At 63.9% G+C, this 21,284-nt stretch carries 22 protein-coding genes; 12 read left to right on the forward strand and 10 right to left on the reverse strand.

From position 1 onward, the window contains the following. The first annotated feature begins 6 nt into the window (after positions 1-6). From ACIPG5_RS24085 to trpE, 4 genes are all read left to right on the forward strand, one after another. Positions 7-834 (forward strand): ABC transporter permease, encoded by an 828-nt coding sequence (locus ACIPG5_RS24085; protein ID WP_176516021.1) that lies wholly within the window; start codon positions 7-9, stop codon positions 832-834. Positions 835-1,038: 204 nt separating this feature from the next. Continuing rightward, a complete protein-coding gene (gene rpe / locus ACIPG5_RS24090; RefSeq protein WP_027917448.1) occupies positions 1,039-1,713 on the forward strand; it encodes a ribulose-phosphate 3-epimerase in 675 nt (224 codons plus the stop codon). Then, positions 1,710-2,528 carry a phosphoglycolate phosphatase gene (locus ACIPG5_RS24095; RefSeq protein ID WP_286915545.1) on the forward strand — a complete coding sequence of 273 codons (819 nt, stop codon included), beginning with the start codon at positions 1,710-1,712 and terminating at the stop codon, positions 2,526-2,528. Before rpe ends, ACIPG5_RS24095 begins: the two co-directional genes overlap by 4 nt. Before the next feature lie 70 nt (positions 2,529-2,598). Continuing rightward, on the forward strand, positions 2,599-4,080 hold the full coding sequence (gene trpE / locus ACIPG5_RS24100; RefSeq protein WP_401378578.1) for an anthranilate synthase component I: 1,482 nt from the start codon (positions 2,599-2,601) through the stop codon (positions 4,078-4,080). A 34-nt stretch (positions 4,081-4,114) separates the two neighbouring features. Here the strand turns inward: trpE and estP are convergent, their stop codons facing one another. Next, entirely contained in the window at positions 4,115-6,016 is a 1,902-nt protein-coding gene (estP, locus tag ACIPG5_RS24105) for an esterase EstP (RefSeq protein WP_401378580.1), read from the reverse strand. Between the two features lie 359 nt (positions 6,017-6,375). Here estP and ACIPG5_RS24110 point away from each other — a divergent pair, with 359 nt between their 5' ends. From ACIPG5_RS24110 to ACIPG5_RS24125, 4 genes are all read left to right on the forward strand, one after another. Next, positions 6,376-6,969 carry an aminodeoxychorismate/anthranilate synthase component II gene (locus tag ACIPG5_RS24110; RefSeq protein ID WP_176516013.1) on the forward strand — a complete coding sequence of 198 codons (594 nt, stop codon included), beginning with the start codon at positions 6,376-6,378 and terminating at the stop codon, positions 6,967-6,969. 9 nt (positions 6,970-6,978) lie between these two features. Beyond that, entirely contained in the window at positions 6,979-8,028 is a 1,050-nt protein-coding gene (gene trpD, locus ACIPG5_RS24115) for an anthranilate phosphoribosyltransferase (protein WP_176516010.1), read from the forward strand. Further along, positions 8,025-8,858: an indole-3-glycerol phosphate synthase TrpC gene (trpC, locus tag ACIPG5_RS24120; protein WP_176516008.1), complete on the forward strand. Its 834-nt coding sequence runs from the start codon at positions 8,025-8,027 to the stop codon at positions 8,856-8,858. Before trpD ends, trpC begins: the two co-directional genes overlap by 4 nt. Positions 8,859-9,026: 168 nt before the next feature. Then, positions 9,027-9,731 carry a biotin/lipoate A/B protein ligase family protein gene (locus ACIPG5_RS24125; protein ID WP_401378582.1) on the forward strand — a complete coding sequence of 235 codons (705 nt, stop codon included), beginning with the start codon at positions 9,027-9,029 and terminating at the stop codon, positions 9,729-9,731. On the opposite strand, the gene crp is transcribed toward ACIPG5_RS24125, so the two are convergent. Then, positions 9,728-10,372: a cAMP-activated global transcriptional regulator CRP gene (gene crp / locus ACIPG5_RS24130; RefSeq protein WP_236238104.1), complete on the reverse strand. Its 645-nt coding sequence runs from the start codon at positions 10,370-10,372 to the stop codon at positions 9,728-9,730. The genes ACIPG5_RS24125 and crp overlap by 4 nt on opposite strands. A 191-nt stretch (positions 10,373-10,563) precedes the next feature. Between crp and ACIPG5_RS24135 the strand changes: the two genes are divergently transcribed. Next, a complete protein-coding gene (locus ACIPG5_RS24135) occupies positions 10,564-10,986 on the forward strand; it encodes an OsmC family protein (RefSeq protein WP_401378584.1) in 423 nt (140 codons plus the stop codon). Positions 10,987-11,029: 43 nt separating this feature from the next. On the opposite strand, the gene ACIPG5_RS24140 is transcribed toward ACIPG5_RS24135, so the two are convergent. The 6 genes from ACIPG5_RS24140 to hemJ all read right to left on the reverse strand — a co-directional run bounded on the left by ACIPG5_RS24140 (position 11,030) and on the right by hemJ (position 15,459). Further along, positions 11,030-12,070 (reverse strand): DUF2157 domain-containing protein, encoded by a 1,041-nt coding sequence (locus ACIPG5_RS24140; protein ID WP_401378586.1) that lies wholly within the window; start codon positions 12,068-12,070, stop codon positions 11,030-11,032. A 10-nt stretch (positions 12,071-12,080) separates the two neighbouring features. Further along, positions 12,081-12,728, reverse strand: coding sequence for a 2-polyprenyl-3-methyl-6-methoxy-1,4-benzoquinone monooxygenase (coq7, locus tag ACIPG5_RS24145; protein WP_176516000.1), 648 nt, complete (start codon positions 12,726-12,728; stop codon positions 12,081-12,083). Positions 12,729-12,794: 66 nt separating this feature from the next. Continuing rightward, the gene (locus tag ACIPG5_RS24150) at positions 12,795-13,133 is read right to left on the reverse strand and encodes a histidine triad nucleotide-binding protein (RefSeq protein WP_003255518.1); all 339 of its coding nucleotides are present in this window, start codon (positions 13,131-13,133) and stop codon (positions 12,795-12,797) included. Positions 13,134-13,196: 63 nt separating this feature from the next. After that, the gene (locus ACIPG5_RS24155) at positions 13,197-13,979 is read right to left on the reverse strand and encodes an SDR family oxidoreductase (RefSeq protein WP_176515998.1); all 783 of its coding nucleotides are present in this window, start codon (positions 13,977-13,979) and stop codon (positions 13,197-13,199) included. A 67-nt stretch (positions 13,980-14,046) separates the two neighbouring features. Continuing rightward, complete coding sequence (locus ACIPG5_RS24160) at positions 14,047-15,003, reverse strand: NAD(P)H-dependent flavin oxidoreductase (RefSeq protein ID WP_401378589.1); 957 nt, start codon at positions 15,001-15,003, stop codon at positions 14,047-14,049. A gap of 30 nt (positions 15,004-15,033) precedes the next feature. Continuing rightward, positions 15,034-15,459 (reverse strand): protoporphyrinogen oxidase HemJ, encoded by a 426-nt coding sequence (gene hemJ / locus ACIPG5_RS24165; RefSeq protein WP_176515994.1) that lies wholly within the window; start codon positions 15,457-15,459, stop codon positions 15,034-15,036. Between the two features lie 143 nt (positions 15,460-15,602). Here hemJ and argC point away from each other — a divergent pair, with 143 nt between their 5' ends. Next, positions 15,603-16,637, forward strand: coding sequence for an N-acetyl-gamma-glutamyl-phosphate reductase (gene argC / locus ACIPG5_RS24170; RefSeq protein ID WP_012270224.1), 1,035 nt, complete (start codon positions 15,603-15,605; stop codon positions 16,635-16,637). Positions 16,638-16,782: 145 nt separating this feature from the next. Then, on the forward strand, positions 16,783-17,133 hold the full coding sequence (erpA, locus tag ACIPG5_RS24175) for an iron-sulfur cluster insertion protein ErpA (protein WP_176515990.1): 351 nt from the start codon (positions 16,783-16,785) through the stop codon (positions 17,131-17,133). A 60-nt stretch (positions 17,134-17,193) separates the two neighbouring features. Here erpA and ACIPG5_RS24180 read toward each other — a convergent pair whose 3' ends face one another. Both ACIPG5_RS24180 and ACIPG5_RS24185 read right to left on the reverse strand, forming a co-directional pair. After that, on the reverse strand, positions 17,194-18,285 hold the full coding sequence (locus ACIPG5_RS24180; protein WP_401378591.1) for an anhydro-N-acetylmuramic acid kinase: 1,092 nt from the start codon (positions 18,283-18,285) through the stop codon (positions 17,194-17,196). A gap of 4 nt (positions 18,286-18,289) precedes the next feature. Further along, entirely contained in the window at positions 18,290-19,708 is a 1,419-nt protein-coding gene (locus tag ACIPG5_RS24185) for a peptidoglycan DD-metalloendopeptidase family protein (RefSeq protein WP_286915552.1), read from the reverse strand. Positions 19,709-19,923: 215 nt separating this feature from the next. Between ACIPG5_RS24185 and tyrS the strand changes: the two genes are divergently transcribed. Further along, entirely contained in the window at positions 19,924-21,123 is a 1,200-nt protein-coding gene (gene tyrS / locus ACIPG5_RS24190) for a tyrosine--tRNA ligase (RefSeq protein ID WP_176515986.1), read from the forward strand. Positions 21,124-21,284: the final 161 nt, after the last annotated feature.

Consider the following 21,284-nt stretch of genomic DNA (forward strand, 5'->3'; position numbering starts at 1 on the left):
CTTGTGATGCTGAGCCCATACATGTCGCCCGTGGAGCGGGTGTGGTTCTACAGCCTGCGCATTCTGTGCGGCCTGATCCTGCTGTTCTTGGTGCTGCCGGTGCTGGTGATCGTGCCGCTGTCGTTCAACAGTGGCAGTTTCCTGGTGTATCCGCTGCAGGGCTTCTCGCTGCAGTGGTACCACGACTTCTTCGCCTCGGCCGAATGGATGCGGGCGCTGAAGAACAGCATCATCGTCGCCCCGGCGGCGACGCTGCTGGCCATGGTGTTCGGCACCTTGGCCTCGATCGGCCTGACCCGCGGCGACTTCCCGGGCAAGTCGCTGGTGATGGCGCTGGTGATTTCGCCGATGGTGGTGCCGGTGGTGATCATCGGTGTGGCCAGTTACCTGTTCTTCGCACCGCTGGGCATGGGCAACAGCTTCATCTCGCTGATTCTGGTGCATGCGGTGCTGGGTGTGCCGTTCGTCATCATTACCGTGTCGGCGACCTTGCAGGGCTTCAACTACAACCTGGTGCGCGCGGCTGCCAGCCTGGGCGCCTCGCCGTTGCTGGCGTTCCGTCGGGTGACTTTGCCTTTGATTGCGCCGGGGGTGATTTCCGGGGCGCTGTTCGCCTTTGCCACTTCGTTCGATGAAGTGGTGGTGACGCTGTTTCTGGCCGGCCCGGAGCAAGCGACCTTGCCGCGGCAGATGTTCAGCGGCATTCGCGAGAACCTCAGCCCGACCATTGCGGCGGCGGCGACCTTGCTGATTGGCTTCTCGGTGGTGTTGTTGCTGACCCTGGAGTGGTTGCGGGGGCGCAGCGAGAAGCTGAGGACGCAGCAGCCTGGTTGATTGATGCTTGCCTGTGCTGGCCTCATCGCCGGCAAGCCGGCTCCCACAGGTAGGGCAGTGCAGATCCTGTGGGAGCCGGCTTGCCGGCGATGAGGCCGGTTCAGACAAAGGAGGCACCCGTCGACACGGATTGATACCAATCAGCCTGTATCCAATTCCCTGAGTTACAATGCGCGCCACCGTGATTCTGCCAACAGGTGCGCCATGCAGCCCTACGCTATTGCCCCCTCCATTCTCTCCGCCGATTTCGCCCGCCTGGGCGAGGACGTCGACAAGGTGCTGGCCGCCGGCGCCGACATCGTTCACTTCGATGTGATGGACAACCACTACGTCCCCAACCTGACCATCGGCCCGATGGTCTGCACCGCGCTGCGCAAGTACGGCGTGACCGCGCCGATCGACGTGCACCTGATGGTCAGCCCGGTCGACCGCATCATCGGCGACTTCATCGAAGCTGGCGCCACCTACATCACCTTCCACCCGGAAGCCTCGCAGCACATCGACCGTTCGCTGCAGTTGATCAAGGACGGCGGCTGCAAGGCCGGCCTGGTGTTCAACCCGGCGACCAGCCTGGATGCCCTGAAGTACGTGATGGACAAGGTCGACATGGTGCTGCTGATGAGCGTCAACCCAGGCTTCGGCGGGCAGAAGTTCATCCCCGGCACCCTCGACAAGCTGCGCGAGGCCCGCGCCCTGATCGATGCCAGTGGCCGTGATATCCGCCTGGAAATCGACGGCGGCGTCAACGTCAACAACATCCGCGAAATCGCAGCCGCGGGCGCCGACACCTTCGTCGCCGGCTCGGCCATCTTCAATGCCCCGGACTACCAGGAAGTCATCGCCAAGATGCGTGCCGAACTGGCCCAGGCGCGCCCATGAGCGGCTTCGAGCAGCTGTTCCCGGGGACGCTGCCCAGGCTGGTGATGTTCGATCTGGACGGCACCCTGATCGACTCGGTACCTGACCTGGCCGCCGCCGTGGACCGCATGCTGCTCGAACTCGGGCGCCCGCCCGCAGGCCTCGAGGCCGTGCGCCATTGGGTGGGCAACGGTGCCCAGGTGCTGGTGCGCCGGGCCCTGGCCGGCGGCATCGAGCACGCTTCGGTGGACGATGCCCTGGCCGACCAGGCGCTGGCGTTGTTCATGGAGGCGTATGCCGACAGCCATGGGCTGACCGTCATCTACCCCGGTGTGAAGGACACCCTGCGCTGGCTGCACAAGCAGGGCGTGGAGATGGCGCTGATCACCAACAAGCCCGAACGCTTCGTCGGGCCGTTGCTGGACCAGATGAAGATCGGCCGCTACTTCCGCTGGATCATCGGCGGCGACACGCTGCCACAGAAAAAGCCCGACCCCGCAGCGCTGCTGCACGTGATGAAAATGGCCGGCGTCACGCCGGAGCAATCGCTGTTCGTCGGTGACTCGCGCAGCGACGTGCTGGCGGCCAAGGCTGCCGGTGTGCAGTGCGTTGGCCTGAGCTATGGCTACAACCATGGCCGGCCGATCGATGAAGAATCGCCGAACCTGGTGATCGACGACCTGCGCGCGCTGCTGCCCGGTTGCGCAGACCCGGCCACTGGGATAACGTTGGCGGACCTTCAAGCCTCACAAGACAGAGAGTCCCCCGTGGCGGTCACTGGCAAATTCTGGATGAAAGTCATCAAGGCACTGGCCCGTTGGCGCTGGCGCGCCTGACTCCTGCCCGCCGGCGCCTGCCGGCCCGTCCGCTTGCCCGACCCTATTGCTGCTTGCCACGAGGCTACCCATGACCCGCGACGAATTCCTGCGCCTGGCCGCTGCCGGCTACAACCGCATTCCCCTGGCCTGCGAAACCCTGGCCGACTTCGACACGCCGCTGTCGATCTACCTGAAACTGGCCGACCAGCCCAACACCTACCTGCTCGAATCGGTGCAGGGCGGCGAGAAGTGGGGCCGTTACTCGATGATCGGCCTGCCGTCGCGCACGGTGATGCGCGTGCACGGCTACCACGTCAGCATCCTCCAGGATGGAGTGGAAGTGGAAAGCCATGACGTCGAAGACCCACTGGCCTTCGTCGAAGCCTTCAAGGACCGCTACAAGGTCGCCGACATCCCCGGCTTGCCACGCTTCAACGGCGGCCTGGTGGGCTACTTCGGCTACGACTGCGTGCGCTATGTGGAAAAACGCCTGGGCGCCAGCCCCAACCCGGACCCACTGGGCGTGCCGGACATCCTGCTGATGGTTTCCGACGCCGTGGTGGTGTTCGACAACCTGGCGGGCAAGATGCACGCCATCGTGCTGGTCGACCCGGCCCAGGAGCAGGCGTTCGAACAAGGCCAGGCACGCCTGCAGGGCCTGCTGGAAACCCTGCGCCAGCCGATCACGCCGCGCCGTGGCCTCGACCTCAGCGGCCCGATGGCGGCCGAGCCGGAATTTCGCTCCAGCTATACCCGCGACGATTACGAGAACGCGGTAGGGCGCATCAAGGAATACATCCTGGCGGGCGACTGCATGCAGGTGGTGCCGTCGCAGCGCATGTCGATCGACTTCAAGGCCGCGCCCATCGACCTGTACCGTGCGCTGCGTTGCTTCAACCCGACGCCCTACATGTACTTCTTCAACTTCGGCGACTTCCATGTGGTTGGCAGCTCGCCAGAAGTGCTGGTGCGGGTTGAGGACAACCTGGTCACCGTGCGCCCGATTGCCGGCACGCGCCCGCGCGGGGCGACCGAAGAGGCCGACCGGGCGTTGGAAGACGACCTGCTGTCGGACGAGAAAGAAATCGCCGAGCACCTGATGCTCATCGACCTGGGCCGCAACGACGTGGGCCGGGTGTCGTCGACCGGCAGCGTGCGCCTGACCGAGAAGATGGTGATCGAGCGTTACTCCAACGTGATGCACATCGTGTCCAACGTCACCGGCCAGCTGCGCCAGGGGCTGACGGCCATGGATGCACTGCGGGCCATTCTGCCGGCGGGCACCTTGTCGGGTGCGCCGAAAATCCGCGCGATGGAAATCATCGACGAACTGGAACCGGTCAAGCGTGGCGTCTATGGGGGCGCGGTGGGCTACTTCGCCTGGAACGGCAACATGGATACCGCGATTGCCATTCGCACAGCGGTGATCAAGGACGGCGAACTGCATGTGCAGGCTGGCGGCGGCATCGTTGCCGACTCGGTGCCGGCGCTGGAGTGGGAAGAAACCATCAACAAGCGCCGGGCGATGTTCCGTGCGGTGGCGTTGGCCGAGCAGACCTCTGCCAAGTGACACGAATGGGGCCGCATTGCGGCCCCAGCTGTTTTCAGAAGTCGACGCTGACGCCCAGGCTCACCCCCTGCTGGGTCAACTCATCGCTCTTGCGCCAGTTGTAATTGCCCCGCAGGTGCACCCCCGCCACCAGCTCATGGCTCACCCCGAGGCTCGCTCGGGTCAGGTCGCTGTGCGGCGTATACCCGGTCAGGGTGAAATCGTTGGCCGGCAGCGTCGTCAGGTGCATGGTCACATCCTGCCGGTTATCCTCGAACTCATGCTCCTGCGCCACCTCGGCGAACACGCGGGTGCTCGGCAGCACCTGCACGCTGCCGAGCAGGCCCACGCCCAGGCGCCGCGAGGTGCGGTCCTGGTCGTCGAAGCCCAGCGCAGTCGAGCGCCCGCTCTTCTCGTCATAACCATCGACCTTCACCCGCGCATAGTCGGCACTGATGAACGGTGCCAGCTGCCAATTGCTGGCCTCGGCCGCCAGGTTGTAACCCAGGCGCCCCGTCACGGCCCAGGCTTCGCCATCGGTGTCGCCTTTCTCGCTGCGGTCATTCACGCCCAGCGCGAAGGTGCGCTTGAGGTCGCGAAAATCCAGGTGCCCGGCCGTCAGTGCGGCATCCGCCCACCAGCGGTCCTGGCGGAACTGGGCGAAGGCGGTGGCCAGGTAGCTGTCGAGCTTGTAGTCCGAATCCTGTGCGCCTGCTTCCAGTTTCTGCCGGTAAACGCCACCGGCCAGGCCCAGGCGCCAGGCGTCGTTCAGCCGATAACTGCCGCCCAGGGTCAGGTTGTAGCCATGGCCGTCTGCGCTGGCGGCGCTGCGTTGGCTGTCGAAGTCCAGGTCCTGCGCGCCGGTGCTGACGAAGGCTTGCCATTGCCCCACCGCTTGCCAGGGCGTCTGCCACTGATTGCGCAGCTCGTCCTGGTGCGCACGCAGGCTGGCGTGGGCCATTTCCGGCAGCAATGTCAGCTCCCACGGGGCGGCGAGGATCGAATAGGCGTAGTCGGCGATCAGCTGTTGGCCGGCGATGGTGGGGTGGACCGAGTCGTTGAACAGCAGCTTGGTCGGGTCGGGTGTCAGGCCGTTGATGCCGTACACCGGGTTCTCCACGCAGCTGTTGCCGCTGTAGCAGGTGCCCACCAGGTTCTGGCCGCTGGCCAGGCCGAAATCAGCCGGGCTGGCCAGCGCTTCGTTCAGTAGCCGCGGGATGTTCAACGGAATGATCTCGGCGTCGACCTGATTGAGCTGGCTGACCAGTGACTGATTGAACACGGCGGAGAGTTGCGACAGCGGGTTCTGCATGGGCGTGCCGCTGAAATTGGGGGTCTGGCCCAGGTCGGGCAGCAGCCACACCATGATGTAGCGGGCGCCGCCCTGCTGCAGGGCCTGGGCACTGGCCGCCAGGCGCGCGCCGGCGGCTGCAGCGTCGGCCGGTGAGTTGACCAGGCCCTGGAGGAAGTCATTGCCACCGCCGGTCAGGTAGTAGAGCGCATTGGGGTCGGCCCGCTGGCCGTTGGCAAGGTAGCCCGGCCGGTCGCGCAGTACCGTGCCCGCGCCTTGCTGGCCCGGGGGGATCACGGTTTCGGACGTGTCGGTGATCGATGCCAGGATCTGCCCGGTGGTATAGCCGCCAACGGCCCAGTTGTTGCCATCGAGAAGGCCCCCGGCCGCATTGCCAGGTGAGGTCGAGGGGCCCAGTTCGCTGGCGCTGAAGCCCAGTTTGCCGCCAAGGATCATCGGCGACACCAGCGCGAAGTTGCCTTGTGCGTCACGGTTGGTGAAGCGGGCGCCTGGCGTGCCGCCTGCCAGGTCGGGAAATTGCCCGGCATCGCTGAGGCTGTCGCCGAACACGATCAGGGTGGAGTAGGGCGAGGGGGCGGCGAGGGCCTGGCCACAGGCGAGGGCCAGTGAGGCGAGGGTGAAACGCAGCAGCGGTGCTTTGCGCATCGATGAACATCCTTTTCATTGTTTTTATGGGAACAACCTGATCGACCTTAGCAAATCGTCGGGCATGGCTCCCAAGTCCATTCGTTTCCCCGTGTTTACGGGCATATTGCGCCCGTCGCGCCGGTAGGCTACTGTGCCGGGACGTATGAGCGAGACCTATCCTGTGTTGATCGTCAGTAAACTCTTGATGCGCGTAATCAAGGCCCACGCCCGTTGGCGTTGGCGCGCCTGACTTTATCTCCTGCCGGCCCGTCCGGCCCGCCCCCGTTTACCTTCCCGTTTGCTTAAACATCCACTGCCCACGTGCGTGGCCGGGGAAGGTTCGAATTCAAAGTCAGTAGATTCAAGAGGTTCAACCGATGTTACTGATGATCGACAACTACGACTCATTCACCTACAACGTCGTCCAGTACCTGGGCGAGCTGGGTGCCGAGGTGAAGGTCATTCGCAACGATGAAATGACCATCGCCCAGATCGAAGCCCTCAACCCCGAGCGCATCGTCGTCTCCCCAGGCCCGTGCACACCCAGCGAAGCGGGTGTTTCCATCGAGGCCATCCTGCATTTTGCCGGCAAGCTGCCGATCCTGGGCGTGTGCCTTGGCCATCAGTCCATCGGCCAGGCCTTTGGCGGTGACGTGGTGCGTGCGCGCCAGGTGATGCATGGCAAGACCAGCCCGGTGCAGCACCGCGACCTCGGCGTGTTCGCCGGCCTCAACAACCCGCTGACGGTGACCCGCTACCATTCGCTGGTGGTCAAGCGCGAGACGCTGCCCGACTGCCTGGAAGTGACCGCCTGGACCGCCCACGATGACGGCTCGGTCGACGAGATCATGGGCCTGCGCCACAAGACGCTGAATATCGAAGGGGTGCAGTTCCACCCCGAGTCCATCCTCACCGAGCAGGGCCACGAGCTGTTCGCCAACTTCCTCAAGCAGACCGGCGGCCGCCGCTAAGGATCGAACATGGATATCAAGAGCGCGTTGAGCCGTATCGTCGGCCACCTGGACCTGAGCACCGAGGAAATGCGCGGCGTCATGCGCCAGATCATGACCGGCCAGTGCAGCGAAGCGCAGATCGGCGCCTTCCTGATGGGCATGCGCATGAAGAGCGAGAGCATCGACGAGATCGTCGGTGCTGTCTCGGTGATGCGCGAGCTGGCCGACAAGGTCGAGCTGAAAAACCTCGATGGCGTGGTCGATATCGTCGGTACCGGCGGTGACGGCGCCAACATCTTCAACGTTTCCACCGCCTCGTCGTTCGTTCTGGCGGCAGCGGGTTGCCCGGTCGCCAAGCATGGCAACCGCGCCGTGTCCGGCAAGAGCGGCAGCGCCGACCTGCTGGAAGCCGCCGGCATCTACCTGAACCTGACGCCAACCCAGGTTGCGCGTTGCATCGACAGCCTCGGCATCGGCTTCATGTTCGCGCAAAGCCATCACAGCGCCATGAAGTACGCCGCCGGCCCGCGTCGCGACCTGGGCCTGCGCACCTTGTTCAACATGCTTGGCCCGCTTACGAATCCGGCCGGTGTGAAGCACCAGGTGGTGGGCGTGTTCACCCAGGCGCTGTGCCGCCCGCTGGCCGAGGTGCTGCAGCGCCTGGGCAGCAAGCACGTGCTGGTGGTGCACTCCAAGGACGGCCTGGACGAGTTCAGCCTGGCCGCGCCGACCTTCGTCGCCGAACTGAAAAATGACCAGATCAGCGAATACTGGGTCGAGCCTGAAGACCTCGGCATGAAGAGCCAGAGCCTGCACGGCCTGGCCGTCGAGAGCCCGCAGGCGTCGCTGGAGTTGATCCGCGATGCCCTGGGCCGGCGCAAGACCGAAAACGGCCAGAAAGCGGCCGAGATGATCGTGCTCAACGCGGGCGCGGCGCTGTATGCCGCTGACCACGCCATGAGCCTCAAGTCGGGTGTGGAACTGGCCCACGACGTCCTGCACACCGGCCTGGCCTGGGAGAAGCTGCAGGAATTGGGAGCCTTCACGGCGGTATTCAAGGTGGAGAACGAAGCATGAGTGTGCCGACGGTGCTGGAAAGGATCATTGCCCGTAAATTCCAGGAAGTGGCCGAGCGCAGCGCCCGCGTCAGCCTTGCCGAACTGGAGCGCCTGGCCAAGGCTGCCGATGCGCCGCGCGGTTTCGCCAATGCGCTGATCGAACAGGCCAAGCGCAAGCAGCCGGCGGTCATTGCCGAAATCAAGAAGGCTTCGCCGAGCAAAGGGGTAATCCGCGAGCACTTCGTGCCTGCGGAAATTGCCGTTAGCTATGAAAAGGGCGGCGCGACTTGCCTGTCAGTGCTGACCGACGTGGATTACTTCCAGGGCGCCGATGAATACCTGCAGCAGGCCCGCGCCGCGGTTTCGCTGCCGGTGATCCGCAAGGACTTCATGGTCGACCCGTACCAGATCGTTGAGGCCCGTGCCCTGGGCGCCGATTGCGTGCTGCTGATCGTGTCGGCGCTGGATGACGTGAAGATGGCCGAGCTGGCCGCCACCGCCAAGGACGTCGGCCTGGACGTGCTGGTCGAAGTGCATGACGGCGATGAGCTGGACCGCGCGTTGAAAACCCTCGATACGCCGCTGGTGGGGGTCAACAACCGCAACCTGCATACCTTCGACGTCAGCCTGGAGACCACCCTCGACCTGCTGCCGCGCATTCCGCGTGACCGTCTGGCCATTACCGAGAGCGGCATTTTCAACCGCGCCGATGTGGAGCTGATGGAAATCAACGAGGTCTACTCGTTCCTGGTCGGCGAGGCATTCATGCGGGCCGAACAGCCTGGGCTGGAGCTGCAGCGGTTGTTCTTCCCCGAGCAGGTGAAGAAGACCGTTCAGCAACTGGACTGATTGAAACGAAGCCGGCTTTATGCCGGCTTTTTTGTCTGTCTGTTCTGGCCTCTTCGCGGGGCAAGCCCGCTCCCACAATGACACTCCAGTTCCTGAGTGCAGCAAGAACCTGTGGGAGCGGGCTTTCCCCGCGAAGAGGCCAGGGAAAACAACATGAAAGGTGGATCAATGATCGATCAACCCCTGGCCCTCACCGTCGAACAAGGCCTGCATGCCGAACAGGAACTGTTGGCCGCCGTATGCCGCGGCGAGCAGGATTGCGGCGTGCTGTTCTGGCGGCCAACCGACCACGCCCTGGTGATGCCCCGGCGCATGAGCCGGCTGGAAAACTTCGAAGCCGCTTGCGCGGAGCTGGCAATTGCCGGCTGGCCGGTGCTGTTGCGCGAAACCGGCGGTGAGCCGGTACCGCAGTCGCATTCGACGGTGAACGTGGCCCTGGTCTATGTCGCCCCGCGCAGCGAAGGCGACCATGGCCGCATCGAAAACGCCTACGAGCGCCTGTGCCTGCCGCTGTGCGATGTGTTGCGCGAGTGGGGTGGCGTGGCATCGGTGGGCGAAATCGACGGCGCCTTCTGCGATGGCCGCTACAACGTCAACCTCAATGGTCGCAAGCTGGTCGGTACGGCCCAGCGCTGGCGCCAGGGGCTGGGCGGCAAGCGCCCGGTGGTGCTGGTGCATGGCGCGCTGCTGCTGGACAACGAGCGCGAATCGATGGTCGCGGCGGTCAACCGTTTCAACGAATGTTGCGAACTGGAGCAGCGCTGCCGCGCCGACAGCCATATCGCCTTGCATGAAGTGGTGCCCCAGGCGCCCTGGTTCGAGCGCCTGTCCCAGGCATACCGCGAAGTCCTGGCGGCGCTGCCCAGGGATTAACGGGTGCCGTAGACCACCATGGTCTTGCCCTTGACCTGCACCAGGCTGCGTTCTTCAAGGTCCTTGAGCACGCGGCCGACCATTTCCCGGGAACAACCGACGATGCGGCCAATTTCCTGACGGGTGATCTTGATCTGCATGCCGTCCGGGTGGGTCATGGCATCTGGCTGCTTGCACAGGTCGAGCAGGCAGCGCGCCACCCGGCCGGTCACATCGAAGAACGCCAGGTCGCCGACCTTGCGTGTGGTATTGCGCAGGCGCTGGGCCATCTGGCTGCCGAGGGCGTAGAGGATTTCCGGGTCATGGCGGGTCAGCTCGCGAAACTTGTCGTAGCTGATTTCTGCCACTTCGCATTCGGTCTTGGCCCGCACCCAGGCGCTGCGCTGCTGGTCGCTGTCGGCAGGTTCGAACAGCCCGAGTTCACCGAAGAAATCGCCGTTGTTGAGGTAGGCGATGATCATCTCGTGGCCTTCGTCGTCTTCGATCAGGATGGTCACGGAGCCCTTGATGATGAACGACAAGGTTTCGGCACGATCACCGGCGCAGATGATGTTGCTCTTGGCGGTGTAGCGGCGGCGCTGGCAGTGCACCAGCAGCTTGTCGATGTTCTTGATCTTGGCGGGTAGGGCTGAGGCAACCATCACGAAATCCTGTTCGTTGCGAGGCATAGGCTCTTGTTAGTCATTGATTGACGCTGCGCGCCATTCAATTGGCGCCAGCTTATCAGACACTGCAGGATGTTTCGGCACAAATGCGACGCGCATTGCGCTTTTCCGACAGCCATACAAGGCTTAAGCTGACACCCTTTTGCGAATTCCAGGAGTACGGACAGATGAAGGCACGCATCCAGTGGGCCGGTGAAGCGATGTTCCTCGGCGAGTCGGGGAGCGGCCACGTGGTGGTGATGGATGGCCCGCCCGAGGCTGGCGGCCGCAACCTGGGCGTGCGCCCGATGGAAATGCTCCTGCTCGGCCTGGGTGGCTGCAGCAGCTTCGATGTGGTGAGCATCCTGAAGAAGTCCCGCCAGGTGGTGGAAAGCTGCGAAGCCTTCCTGGAAGCCGAGCGCGCCAGTGAAGACCCGAAGGTCTTTACCAAGATCCACATGAACTTCGTGGTCAAGGGCCGTGGGCTCAAAGAGGCCCAGGTCAAGCGGGCGGTGGAGCTGTCGGCGGAGAAGTACTGCTCGGCGTCGATCATGCTGGAGCGCGCTGGTGTGGAAATCACCCACGGCTACGAGATTGTAGAGCTGGGTTGAACCGGAAAAGCTGGGGCCGCAAATGCGGCCCCAGCGTCATGAGTCAGTTACGCAGTGCCGGCAAGGCCGCCAGCAACCATTGCGGCAGCCAAGCCCTGACCGCCTGGCTCAACCGCTCCCGGCGCTTCTGATATGCCAGCCCCAGGCCAATCACGCCAAGCCCGATCAGCGTCAGCACCACCGGGAACAGCAGCGATTCGGCAAACACTTCGTAAGACAGATAGCCCAGGTAGGCCGCCACCCCCAGTGCGCCAAACACCATGAACACCGGCCGGCGCAGCAGCACGGCGATTGCCATCAAGCCAAGGTTGACCAGGCAGTACAGCGCCTTGCCCAGTTCACTCTCGCTTTCCATCATCGTCAGCCCGCCCCAGAACGCCGCCAGCCCGGCCAGGTAGCCCCAATGGGCGTAGTCCTCGCGGGTACGGCCGTCGACCAGCACGAACACCAGCAGCAATCCCAGCCCGAACCACAGCGAAACCGTGCGCCGCTGCTCCCAGCTGAACGGTGAGCCATACACCCACTCGCTCAGGTCCATCGACATGAACCACAGCGCGACGGCGATGGGCATCACGATGAACGGGTAGGGAATCAGCCTCAGCATCATCAGGCCAGCCAGCACCGTGGTCGCCTCCATCACCAGCCAGCCACCCTGCACATAGGTGTAGTACTGGTGATAGTCGGTTTGCGCATCGTCCAGCGGCCACCAGCCTGCCAGGCGTTCGACGGCGAACACGGCCAGCGGCACGATGCTCACTGCAACGGCCGCCAGCACGCCGGCAGCAATGGGTTGCTGGCGCTTTTGCAGGGCCAGGGCGAACAGGGTAATGAGGGCGATGTACAGGGTGGCGATGGCCAGCAGGGCGGCGTCGCCAATGCGCATCCAGGCTTCGGTGAGCAGCCAGCCCATGGCCCCCATGATCAACAGGGCGCCGAAGTAGAAGGCGACGTGAGCCAGCTGGAAGTTGCCACGTGCGGCAGGTTGCTTGCGCAGGAAGTCCAGCAGGGCCTGGTCCTGGCCCGGCTGGAGGATGCCGGCTTGCACGGCGCGCGCCAGGTCCTTGGCGTCGATGCGGTCCGTCATGGGCGTGCCCTTAGATGCGGTAGGTGCTCTTGGTCATGACCTTGGCCATCAAGCTCATGCCGAAGCGAACCGGAGCGGGGAAGCGATAGCCGCCGGCCTCGAGGGCGGATTCGGCGTGGTGCTCTTCATCCACGCGCATCTGTTCGAGGATGGCCCGTGATTTTTCGTCTTCCTGGGGGATCTGCTCGAGGTGTTCGTCCAGGTGCTTGCACACCTGATGCTCGGTAGCGGCGACGAAGCCCAGGCTGACCTTGTCGCTGACCAGCCCGGCAAGTGCGCCGATGCCGAACGACATGCCGTAGAACAGCGGGTTGAGCACGCTTGGGTGGCTGCCAAGCTGGCGGATGCGCTGTTCGCACCAGGCCAGGTGGTCGACTTCTTCCTCGGCGGCATGCTCCATCGCCTTGCGCACCTGCGGCAGCTTGGCGGTCAGGGCCTGGCCCTGGTACAGCGCCTGGGCGCAGACTTCGCCGGTATGGTTGATGCGCATGAGGCCGGCAACATGGCGGGTCTGGCTTTCGTCCAACTCGACATCCGGCTGGATGATGGCCGGCGAGGGCCGGGACGGTTGGCCGCTGAAGGGCAGCAAGGTGCGCATGGCGGTATCGGCCTGCAGCAACAAGCGGTCGAGCGGCGAGTAGTGACGTTCGGTGGCCATCGGGCACCTCCACTGAAGTGATGCCCGACAGTTTACCTCAATCGCCCGGGAGGGGCTTGCCTTGGGTCAGCCCGGTGGCCAGTTCATCTGGCGCTGGCCGAGTACATGCATGTGGATGTGGTAGACGGTCTGGCCGCCTTTGGGGTTGCAGTTCATGACCACGCGGAAACCTTCTTCACAACCTTGCTCCACCGCCAGGCGCTGGGCGGTGAACAGGATATGGCCGGCCAGGGCCTTGTCCTCTTCGGTCAGGTCGTTGAGGGTGCGGATGTGTTTCTTCGGGATGACCAGAAAGTGTACCGGCGCCGCTGGGGCGATGTCCTTGAAGGCCAGGATCTGGTCATCTTCGTAGATGATATCCGCCGGGATTTCCCGGTTGATGATTTTGAGGAATAGATCGTCCACAGCACTTGCTCCATGGTGAGGGTCGGGCCGAGTGTACTCAGCCGTGCGCCGCTCGCCCAGTGGCTATTCCATGCCGACCGGGCAGTAGCGGCGGTGGATGAAGCCTGCCAGCTTGCGCGCCAGCCAGCGCGGCATCAGGCGTGGGGCAAAGGCCAGCCAGCGGTTGCGGCGCACCGGCATGATCAGCGCGCGGTTCTTTGCCAGGGCGCGCACGGTGTACAGGGCCACTTCCTCGGGGCTCAGGCAGCGGCTGTTGCCGTCGAGCCGGGGAATGCGCCGCAGCGCCGAGCGCACCGGGCCTGGGCACAATACCGAAACCTTGATGCCGGTGGGCTTGAGCTCTTCGCGCAGCGCTTCGCTGAAGTTCAGCACGTAGGCCTTGCTCGCCGCATAGGTGGCCATCCAGGGGCCGGGTGCCGCTGCCGCAAGGCCGGCGACATTGAGGATCTGCCCGCCACCCTGCACCGCCATCAGGTTGCCGATGGCATGGCACAGGCGGCTCAGGGCCAGGATGTTGACCTCCAGCAGGTCCTGCTCATCGGCCCATTCGTGGGCCAGGAACGGGCCGTAGGTGCGCTGGCCGGCGCAATTGACCAGCAGGTCGATGCGCCGTTCGCCTTCTTCGAGCTCCAGTACGAAGCCTGACAGGCGCAGTGGCTGGCTCAGATCGCAGGCGCGAAACAGCACTTCGACGCCGAAGCGCTGGGTCAGCTCGATAGCCACCGGCTCCAGGGTCTCGCGATGGCGTGCCACCAGGATCAGGTTGCGCCCGCGCCGCGCCAGGGCTTCCGCCAGGGCCAGGCCCAGGCCGCTGGAAGCACCGGTGATCATGGCGTAACGGGTCATGCAAGGCTCCTGGGGGCTGAAGAGGGCGCCTAGTGTACAACTTGGCCGGGCAAGGTGTTGCCTTTTGCTACAGGGCCTTGACGCTCAATACCTGGCTGCGGTTCAGCGCTGCCCGGTATTCGCCTTGCAGGCGCTGGATGAGTGCGGCGGCGTCGGGCAGGTCATGGATTTCGCCGACGCCCTGGCCGGCGGACCAGACGGTCTTCCAGACCTTCGCCTCGTCGTCCAGCGGCTTGAGCTTGCCCTGTTCATGCCCGGCTTTTAGTGCCGCCATGTCGTAGCCCGCCTGCTCCAGGCTCGGGCGCAGGAAACTCGCCGGAATGCCGGAAACCGCGGGGGTATGGATGATGTCCGCGGCATGGGCGTCGAGCAGCATCTGCTTGTAGGCCTCCTGCGCACGGCTCTGGCGGGTGGCGATGAAGCGCGTGCCCATGTAGGCAAGGTCTGCGCCCAGCAACTGGGCCGCGAGGATTTCGTGGCCGTGGTTGATGCAGCCGGCCAACAGCAAGGTCTTGTCGAAGAACTGGCGGATCTCGGCCACCAGGGCGAACGGGCTCCAGGTGCCGGCATGCCCGCCAGCGCCCGCCGCCACGGCGATCAGCCCATCCACGCCCGCCTCGGCGGCCTTCTCGGCATGCCGGCGGGTGGTCACGTCGTGGAACACCAGGCCACCGTAGCTGTGCACCGCATCCACCACTTCCTTCACCGCACCGAGGCTGGTGATGACAATCGGCACGCGGTGTTCGACGCACAGTGCCAGGTCGGCCTGCAGGCGCGGGTTGGTGGGGTGGACGATCAGGTTGACGGCGTAGGGCGCGGGCTCACGCAACTGGGCCAGGCCAGCCTCGATCTCTTCGAGCCAGGCCTTGAAGCCGGCGCTGTCGCGCTGGTTCAGGGCAGGGAAGCTGCCGACGATGCCGTTGCCGCAGCAGGCCAGGACCAGATCAGGGTTGGAAATCAGGAACATGGGGGCAGCGACCACCGGCAAGCGCAGGCGTTGTTCGAGCGAGGCAGGCAAAGACATGGGCAAGGCTCCAGTGCAGAAGGGTGTGCGTCAGAACGGTTTGACCACCACGAGGATCACGATGCCCAGCAGGAACAGCACCGGCACTTCGTTGAACCAGCGGTAGTAGACATGGCTGCGGGTATTGGTGCCGCTGGCGAAGCGCTTGCGCTGGGCGCCGCACACGTGGTGGTAGCCGGTCAGCAGGATCACCAGGGTCAGCTTGGCATGCAGCCAGCCTTGGCTCAGCCAGCCGGGGGTGAGGTACAGCATCCAGGCGCCGAATACATAGGTGGCGATCATCGCCGGGTTCATGATGCCGCGGTACAGCTTGCGCTCCATGGTAATGAAGCGTTCGCGGCTGATGCTGTCTTCGCTCTGGGCGTGGTAGACGAACAGGCGAGGCAGGTAGAACAGGCCGGCGAACCAGCAGACCACGCTGACGATGTGCAGCGCTTTGATCCATAGATAGAGCATGGAGGGAGTTCCTTCAGGTTTTCACGGTGGTCAGATAGTAGAGGCCAAGTGCCCGGAGGGTCACCCGAAGAGTTGTTACAGGCGCCCTGCGCCCCTATTATCGTGCGCTTTCCAGTCGGCTCGTTGATAAAGGGGCAAGCGTTATGATCAAGGTCGGTATCGTCGGCGGCACGGGTTACACCGGCGTCGAACTGCTGCGTCTGCTGGCACAGCATCCACAGGCCGAAGTGGCGGTCATCACTTCGCGTTCCGAAGCGGGCGTGGCGGTCGCCGACATGTATCCGAACCTGCGCGGCCACTACGACGGCCTGGCTTTCAGCGTGCCTGACAGCAAGGCTTTGGCAGCGTGTGACGTGGTGTTCTTCGCCACCCCGCACGGTGTTGCCCACGCCCTGGCTGGCGAGCTGCTGGCGGCCGGTACCAAGGTCATCGACCTGTCCGCCGACTTCCGCCTGCAGGACGCCGCCGAGTGGGGCAAGTGGTACGGCCAGCCGCACGGCGCGCCTGAGCTGCTCAAGGATGCGGTCTACGGCCTGCCTGAAGTGAACCGCGAGAAGATCCGCCAGGCGCGCCTGATCGCCGTACCGGGTTGCTATCCGACCGCCACCCAGCTGGGTTTCCTGCCGCTGCTCGAGGCCGGCCTGGCCGACCCGTCTCGCCTGATCGCCGACTGCAAGTCGGGTGTTAGCGGGGCAGGGCGCGGTGCTGCCGTGGGCTCGCTGTTCTGTGAGGCCGGCGAAAGCATGAAGGCCTATGCGGTCAAGGGCCACCGCCACCTGCCGGAAATCAGCCAAGGCCTGCGCCTGGCTGCCGGCAAGGACATCGGCCTGACCTTCGTGCCGCACCTGACGCCAATGATCCGTGGCATTCACGCCACCCTGTACGCAAACGTCGTCGATACTTCGGTCGACCTGCAGGCGCTGTTCGAGAAGCGCTATGCCGATGAGCCGTTCGTCGACGTGATGCCAGCGGGCAGCCACCCGGAAACCCGCAGCGTGCGCGGTGCCAACGTCTGCCGCATCGCCGTTCATCGCCCACAGGGCGGTGACTTGGTGGTGGTGCTGTCGGTGATCGACAACCTGGTCAAGGGCGCTTCCGGCCAGGCCGTGCAGAACCTGAACATCCTGTTCGGCCTGGACGAGCGCATGGGCCTGTCCCACGCCGGCCTGCTGCCGTAATCCCAGGTTCATCGAAAAGGCCCGCCGCGTGCGGGCCTTTTTGTTTGCCGCGACTAAAGCCGCACAATTGTTGACCGATTTTCTCGGAGAAGCGGATAATGCGCGTCATCGAGTTTTAAGGCGGCACTGCGCCGGGAGAATCTACATGAGCGTCGAAACCTTCACCCCCACGGCTTTGGAATTCACCCAAGGGGCAGCGCAAAAGGTCAAGACCCTGGTTTCCGAAGAAGGCAACGAGCGCCTGAAGTTGCGCGTGTTCGTGACCGGTGGCGGCTGTTCGGGCTTCCAGTACGGCTTCACCTTCGATGAAGACGTGGCCGAGGATGACACCATCGTCGAGCGCGAAGGCGTGTCCCTGGTGGTTGACCCGATGAGCTACCAGTACCTGGCTGGCGCCGAGGTGGACTACCAGGAAGGCCTGGAAGGTTCGCGCTTCGTGATCAAGAACCCGAATGCTGCCACTACCTGTGGCTGTGGCTCCTCCTTCTCGATCTGAAGCCGGGCGACACGAAAACGCCGCGCATTTGCGCGGCGTTTTGCTTTGTGGCGTAGCCTGTCAGGCCGGGTAGATTGCGCCCAGTACCCGTAGCCCCTTGGCTGCGGTGACGCTGGGGCGGTTGGCGGCGATGCCTTCAAGGCAGCAATGGGCCAGCCAGGCAAAGGCCATGGCCTCGACCCAGTCCGGGTCGACGCCCTGTTCCCCGGTGCTGGTGACCTGGGCATTGGGCAGCAGCCCGGCAAGCCGCGCCATCAGCGCACCGTTGCGGGCACCCCCGCCGCACACCAGCAGGGCCTGCGTGCCTGACTGGGCGTTGAGCAGTGCGTCGATGATGCTGCGCGCGGTCAACTCCAGCAGCGTGGCCTGGACGTCTTCGTCCCGGTAGGCGGGCAGGCGGGCGAGGTGGCCGTCCAGCCAGGGCAGGTTGAACACTTCGCGGCCGGTGCTTTTTGGCCCGCTGCCGGCGAAGAACGGGTCGCCCAGCAGTGCACTGAGCAAATCGGCCTGTACCACGCCGCTGGCTGCCCAGGCACCGTCTGCGTCATAGGTGTGGCCACGCTTGCGCTCGACCCAGGCGTCCAGCAATACGTTGCCAGGGCCGCAGTCGAAACCGTGTACCGGCTTGCCCTGCTCGATCAGGCTCAGGTTGCTGAACCCCCCGACATTGAGCACCGCCAGCTGCTTGCCAAGGTGGCTGAACAGCGCCTCGTGGAAGGCGGGCACCAGCGGCGCGCCCTGGCCACCCGCTGCCACGTCGCGGCGGCGGAAGTCGGCAACCACGCTGATACCGGTGAGCTCGGCGAGCAAGGCCGGGTTACCGATCTGCACCGTGAATCCGCGGGCAGGTTCATGGCGGATGGTCTGGCCATGGCTGCCAATGGCGCGGATGGCGTCAGCCCCCAGGCCCTGCTGCGCCAGCAGGTGCTGGATGCCCTCGGCCGCCAGGCTCGCCCAGCGGTTTTCTGCCAGCGCGGCGCGTGCGATCTCGTCCGGGCCGCTGCTGCACAGGCTCAGGAGGTCGCGCCGCAGGTCGGGTGGCATGGGCAGGTAATGGGTGGCGAGCAGTAGCGGCTGCTCGCCTTGTTCGATCAGTGCAATGTCCAGCCCGTCGAGGCTGGTGCCGGACATCACCCCCAGGTAGAGCGCCATGGGATCAGCGCTTGTTCGCTGCGAGCATGGTGGCCTTTTCCTGGTCCATACGGGCGATCAGGGGTTGGCTCTGCTGCAGGAAACGCTGGCGCTCGGCCTTGGCGATCGGGTCGGCCATCGGCACCTTCTGGCTCAATGGATCGACGTGCACGCCGTTCACCTGGAACTCGTAGTGCAGGTGCGGGCCGGTGGACAGGCCGGTGGTGCCGATGTAACCGATGATCTGGCCCTGCTTCACGCTGCTGCCGGTCTTGATACCCTTGGCAAAGCCCTGCATGTGCCCGTAGAGGGTCTTGTAGCTGTTGCCGTGGGCAATGATCACGGTGTTGCCGTAACCCCCGCGGCGGCCGGCCAGCTCGATGCGGCCATCACCGGCGGCCTTGATCGGCGTGCCCCGTGGTGCGGCGTAGTCGACGCCTTTGTGCGCGCGGATCTTGTTCAGGATCGGGTGCTTGCGCCCGGCGGAGAAGCGCGAGCTGATGCGGGCGAAATCGACCGGGGTACGGATGAAAGCCTTGCGCAGGCTGTTGCCGTCGGCGGTGTAGTAGCTGGTGTTGCCCTGCTTGTTGGTATAGCGCACGGCGGTGTAGGTCTTGCCGCGGTTGGTGAAGCGCGCGGAGAGGATGTTGCCGGTGCCGACCACCTTGCCATCCATGACCTTCTGCTCGTAGACCACGTCGAATTCGTCGCCCTGGCGGATGTCCTGGGCGAAGTCGATGTCGTAGCCAAGCACCTTGGCCATGTCCATGGTCATGCTGTGGGAAAGCCCGGCGCGCTGGGCCGAGGCCGACAGCGAGCTCTTGATCACCCCGTGTGCGTAGGCGGTGCGTACCACCGGCTTGCTGATTTCACGATCGAAGGCGTAGCCCTTGGCGGTCTTGGTCAGGCGAATGGTTTCAAGGTTGCTGACCTTGCTGTGCAGGCTCGCCAGTTGGCCATCCTTGTCGAGTTCGAACTGCAGCACCTGGCCGTGCTTGAGCTGGCTGAACTGCTTGGCCTGCTTGTTGCTGGCCAGCAGGTCATGCACCGCGTTGGTCGGCAGGCCGACCTTGGCGAACAGGGTCGACAGGGTGTCGCCGCGAGCGACGGTCACTTCGCGATGGCTGGGGTCCTTGGCTTCGGGTTTCTGCTCGGCAGCGGGAGCTTCCTGAGCGGCTTGTTCGGTGGTCGGTTCGGCGCCTTCGATCTGCGCGAAGGGGGTGCCTTGACCGCCTTCGACCTGCACCAGTGGCGCGGCCTTGGACTCGTCCTTCAGTTGTTCGGCCGGGCTTTCCAGTTCCAGGCTGAGGGTGGTCTTCTTTGCTTCGACTTCGCTGGACGGAAATACCAGCAGGGCCAGGCTGAGCAGAGCGGCGATGCCGCTGGCGGCCAACAGATGGCTTTTCGGATAAAGCGGGGGCGCTTTAGGCGTTTCGTTGGTCATAGGTAAGGTGACTTTGAAGAAAAGTGAATATGGAAAAGATGAATGACATGATGAAGATGAAATAACTGTATAAAATATAACCAAATCCACTTTCACGCAAGGGCGCGTAGACGCCGCAAAGCTGCGGTCAGGTCACATTCCATTGCGAAACTTGTATTTGATGGCCGATCTTGTATGGTTGGCTCCCCTTGAATCTGAGCCTAGCGGGTCTGTTTATGAAGTCGGTTGAAGAGCAGCTGGCGCTTATCAAGCGCGGTGCGGAAGAAGTGTTGGTCGAGTCGGAACTGGTGGAGAAGCTCAAGCGCGGCCAACCTCTGCGCATCAAGGCAGGCTTCGACCCGACTGCGCCGGACCTGCACCTTGGCCACACGGTCCTGATCAACAAGCTGCGCCAGTTCCAGGAACTGGGGCATCAGGTGATCTTCCTGATTGGTGACTTCACCGGGATGATCGGTGACCCGAGCGGCAAGAGCACCACACGTCCGCCACTGACGCGCGAGCAGGTGCTGGACAATGCTGAGACTTATAAACAGCAGGTGTTCAAGATCCTCGACCCGGCCAAGACCGAGGTCGCCTTCAACTCCACCTGGATGGACAAGCTGACGCCGGCCGATTTCATTCGCCTGGCTTCGCAGTACACCGTTGCGCGGATGCTCGAGCGTGATGACTTCGACAAGCGTTACACCACCAATCAGCCGATTGCCATTCACGAGTTCCTCTATCCACTGGTGCAGGGCTACGACTCGGTAGCGTTGAAGGCCGACGTGGAGTTGGGTGGTACCGACCAGAAGTTCAACCTGCTGATGGGGCGTGAATTGCAGCGCGCCTACGGCCAGGAAGCGCAGAACATCGTGACCATGCCGCTGCTCGAAGGGCTGGACGGCGTGAAGAAGATGTCCAAGTCGCTGGGCAACTATGTGGGTATCCAGGAAGCGCCCGGGGTGATGTACAGCAAGCTGGTGTCGATCCCGGACACGTTGATGTGGCGTTACTTCGAGCTGCTGAGCTTCCGTTCGATGGAAGAGATCGAGCAGTTCCGTGCCGACGTGGCCAATGGTGCCAATCCGCGTGACATCAAGATCAAGCTGGCCGAAGAGATCGTTGCGCGCTTCCATGGCGAAGAAGCTGCGGCCAATGCGCATCGCGCGGCGGGTAACCGCATGAAGGAGGGCGAGCTGCCGGAAGACTTGCCTGAGATCGAAGTTGGCGCAACAGAAAGCTTGCCGATCGCTGCCGTGCTGAATCGCGCGGGCCTGGTGAAGAACTCGGCAATGGCGCGGGACCTGCTCAATGGCGGCGCGGTCAAGGTCGACGGTGCTGTGGTTGATCGCGACTTCGTGTTCGCGCTGGGTGCGACCCATGTGTGCCAGGCGGGCAAGAAGGCATTTGGCCGGGTGACACTCAAGGCTGAGTGATCGGCAGTTGCTGTAGCTATATAGAAGCGGGGCGGCCATTTGGCCGCCCCGCTTTGTTTTTCAGCGATATTAAGGTTTCTTGAAATTAAGCCTTGACGGGCTTTCGAATCCCCTTATAATGCGCCCCACTTCCAGCGTAGTCGGAACGAGAAACTCCTTGA

Source organism: Pseudomonas sp. NPDC087029 (assembly GCF_044745345.1).
Lineage (GTDB): Bacteria > Pseudomonadota > Gammaproteobacteria > Pseudomonadales > Pseudomonadaceae > Aquipseudomonas > Aquipseudomonas faucium.

Bases quoted from the DNA above. Each gene is read 5' to 3' on its own strand.
- ACIPG5_RS24110 (WP_176516013.1), top strand. From the start codon at position 6,376: ATGTTACTGATGATCGACAACTACGACTCATTCACCTACAACGTCGTC.
- ACIPG5_RS24185 (WP_286915552.1), bottom strand. From the start codon at position 19,708: ATGACCAACGAAACGCCTAAAGCGCCCCCGCTTTATCCGAAAAGCCAT.
- ACIPG5_RS24125 (WP_401378582.1), top strand. From the start codon at position 9,027: ATGATCGATCAACCCCTGGCCCTCACCGTCGAACAAGGCCTGCATGCC.
- trpC (WP_176516008.1), top strand. From the start codon at position 8,025: ATGAGTGTGCCGACGGTGCTGGAAAGGATCATTGCCCGTAAATTCCAG.
- crp (WP_236238104.1), bottom strand. From the start codon at position 10,372: ATGGTTGCCTCAGCCCTACCCGCCAAGATCAAGAACATCGACAAGCTG.
- estP (WP_401378580.1), bottom strand. From the start codon at position 6,016: ATGCGCAAAGCACCGCTGCTGCGTTTCACCCTCGCCTCACTGGCCCTC.
- erpA (WP_176515990.1), top strand. From the start codon at position 16,783: ATGAGCGTCGAAACCTTCACCCCCACGGCTTTGGAATTCACCCAAGGG.
- ACIPG5_RS24160 (WP_401378589.1), bottom strand. From the start codon at position 15,003: ATGTCTTTGCCTGCCTCGCTCGAACAACGCCTGCGCTTGCCGGTGGTC.
- ACIPG5_RS24140 (WP_401378586.1), bottom strand. From the start codon at position 12,070: ATGACGGACCGCATCGACGCCAAGGACCTGGCGCGCGCCGTGCAAGCC.
- coq7 (WP_176516000.1), bottom strand. From the start codon at position 12,728: ATGGCCACCGAACGTCACTACTCGCCGCTCGACCGCTTGTTGCTGCAG.
- trpE (WP_401378578.1), top strand. From the start codon at position 2,599: ATGACCCGCGACGAATTCCTGCGCCTGGCCGCTGCCGGCTACAACCGC.
- tyrS (WP_176515986.1), top strand. From the start codon at position 19,924: ATGAAGTCGGTTGAAGAGCAGCTGGCGCTTATCAAGCGCGGTGCGGAA.
- ACIPG5_RS24155 (WP_176515998.1), bottom strand. From the start codon at position 13,979: ATGACCCGTTACGCCATGATCACCGGTGCTTCCAGCGGCCTGGGCCTG.
- ACIPG5_RS24095 (WP_286915545.1), top strand. From the start codon at position 1,710: ATGAGCGGCTTCGAGCAGCTGTTCCCGGGGACGCTGCCCAGGCTGGTG.
- ACIPG5_RS24085 (WP_176516021.1), top strand. From the start codon at position 7: ATGCTGAGCCCATACATGTCGCCCGTGGAGCGGGTGTGGTTCTACAGC.
- ACIPG5_RS24135 (WP_401378584.1), top strand. From the start codon at position 10,564: ATGAAGGCACGCATCCAGTGGGCCGGTGAAGCGATGTTCCTCGGCGAG.
- trpD (WP_176516010.1), top strand. From the start codon at position 6,979: ATGGATATCAAGAGCGCGTTGAGCCGTATCGTCGGCCACCTGGACCTG.
- ACIPG5_RS24180 (WP_401378591.1), bottom strand. From the start codon at position 18,285: ATGGCGCTCTACCTGGGGGTGATGTCCGGCACCAGCCTCGACGGGCTG.
- rpe (WP_027917448.1), top strand. From the start codon at position 1,039: ATGCAGCCCTACGCTATTGCCCCCTCCATTCTCTCCGCCGATTTCGCC.
- argC (WP_012270224.1), top strand. From the start codon at position 15,603: ATGATCAAGGTCGGTATCGTCGGCGGCACGGGTTACACCGGCGTCGAA.
- hemJ (WP_176515994.1), bottom strand. From the start codon at position 15,459: ATGCTCTATCTATGGATCAAAGCGCTGCACATCGTCAGCGTGGTCTGC.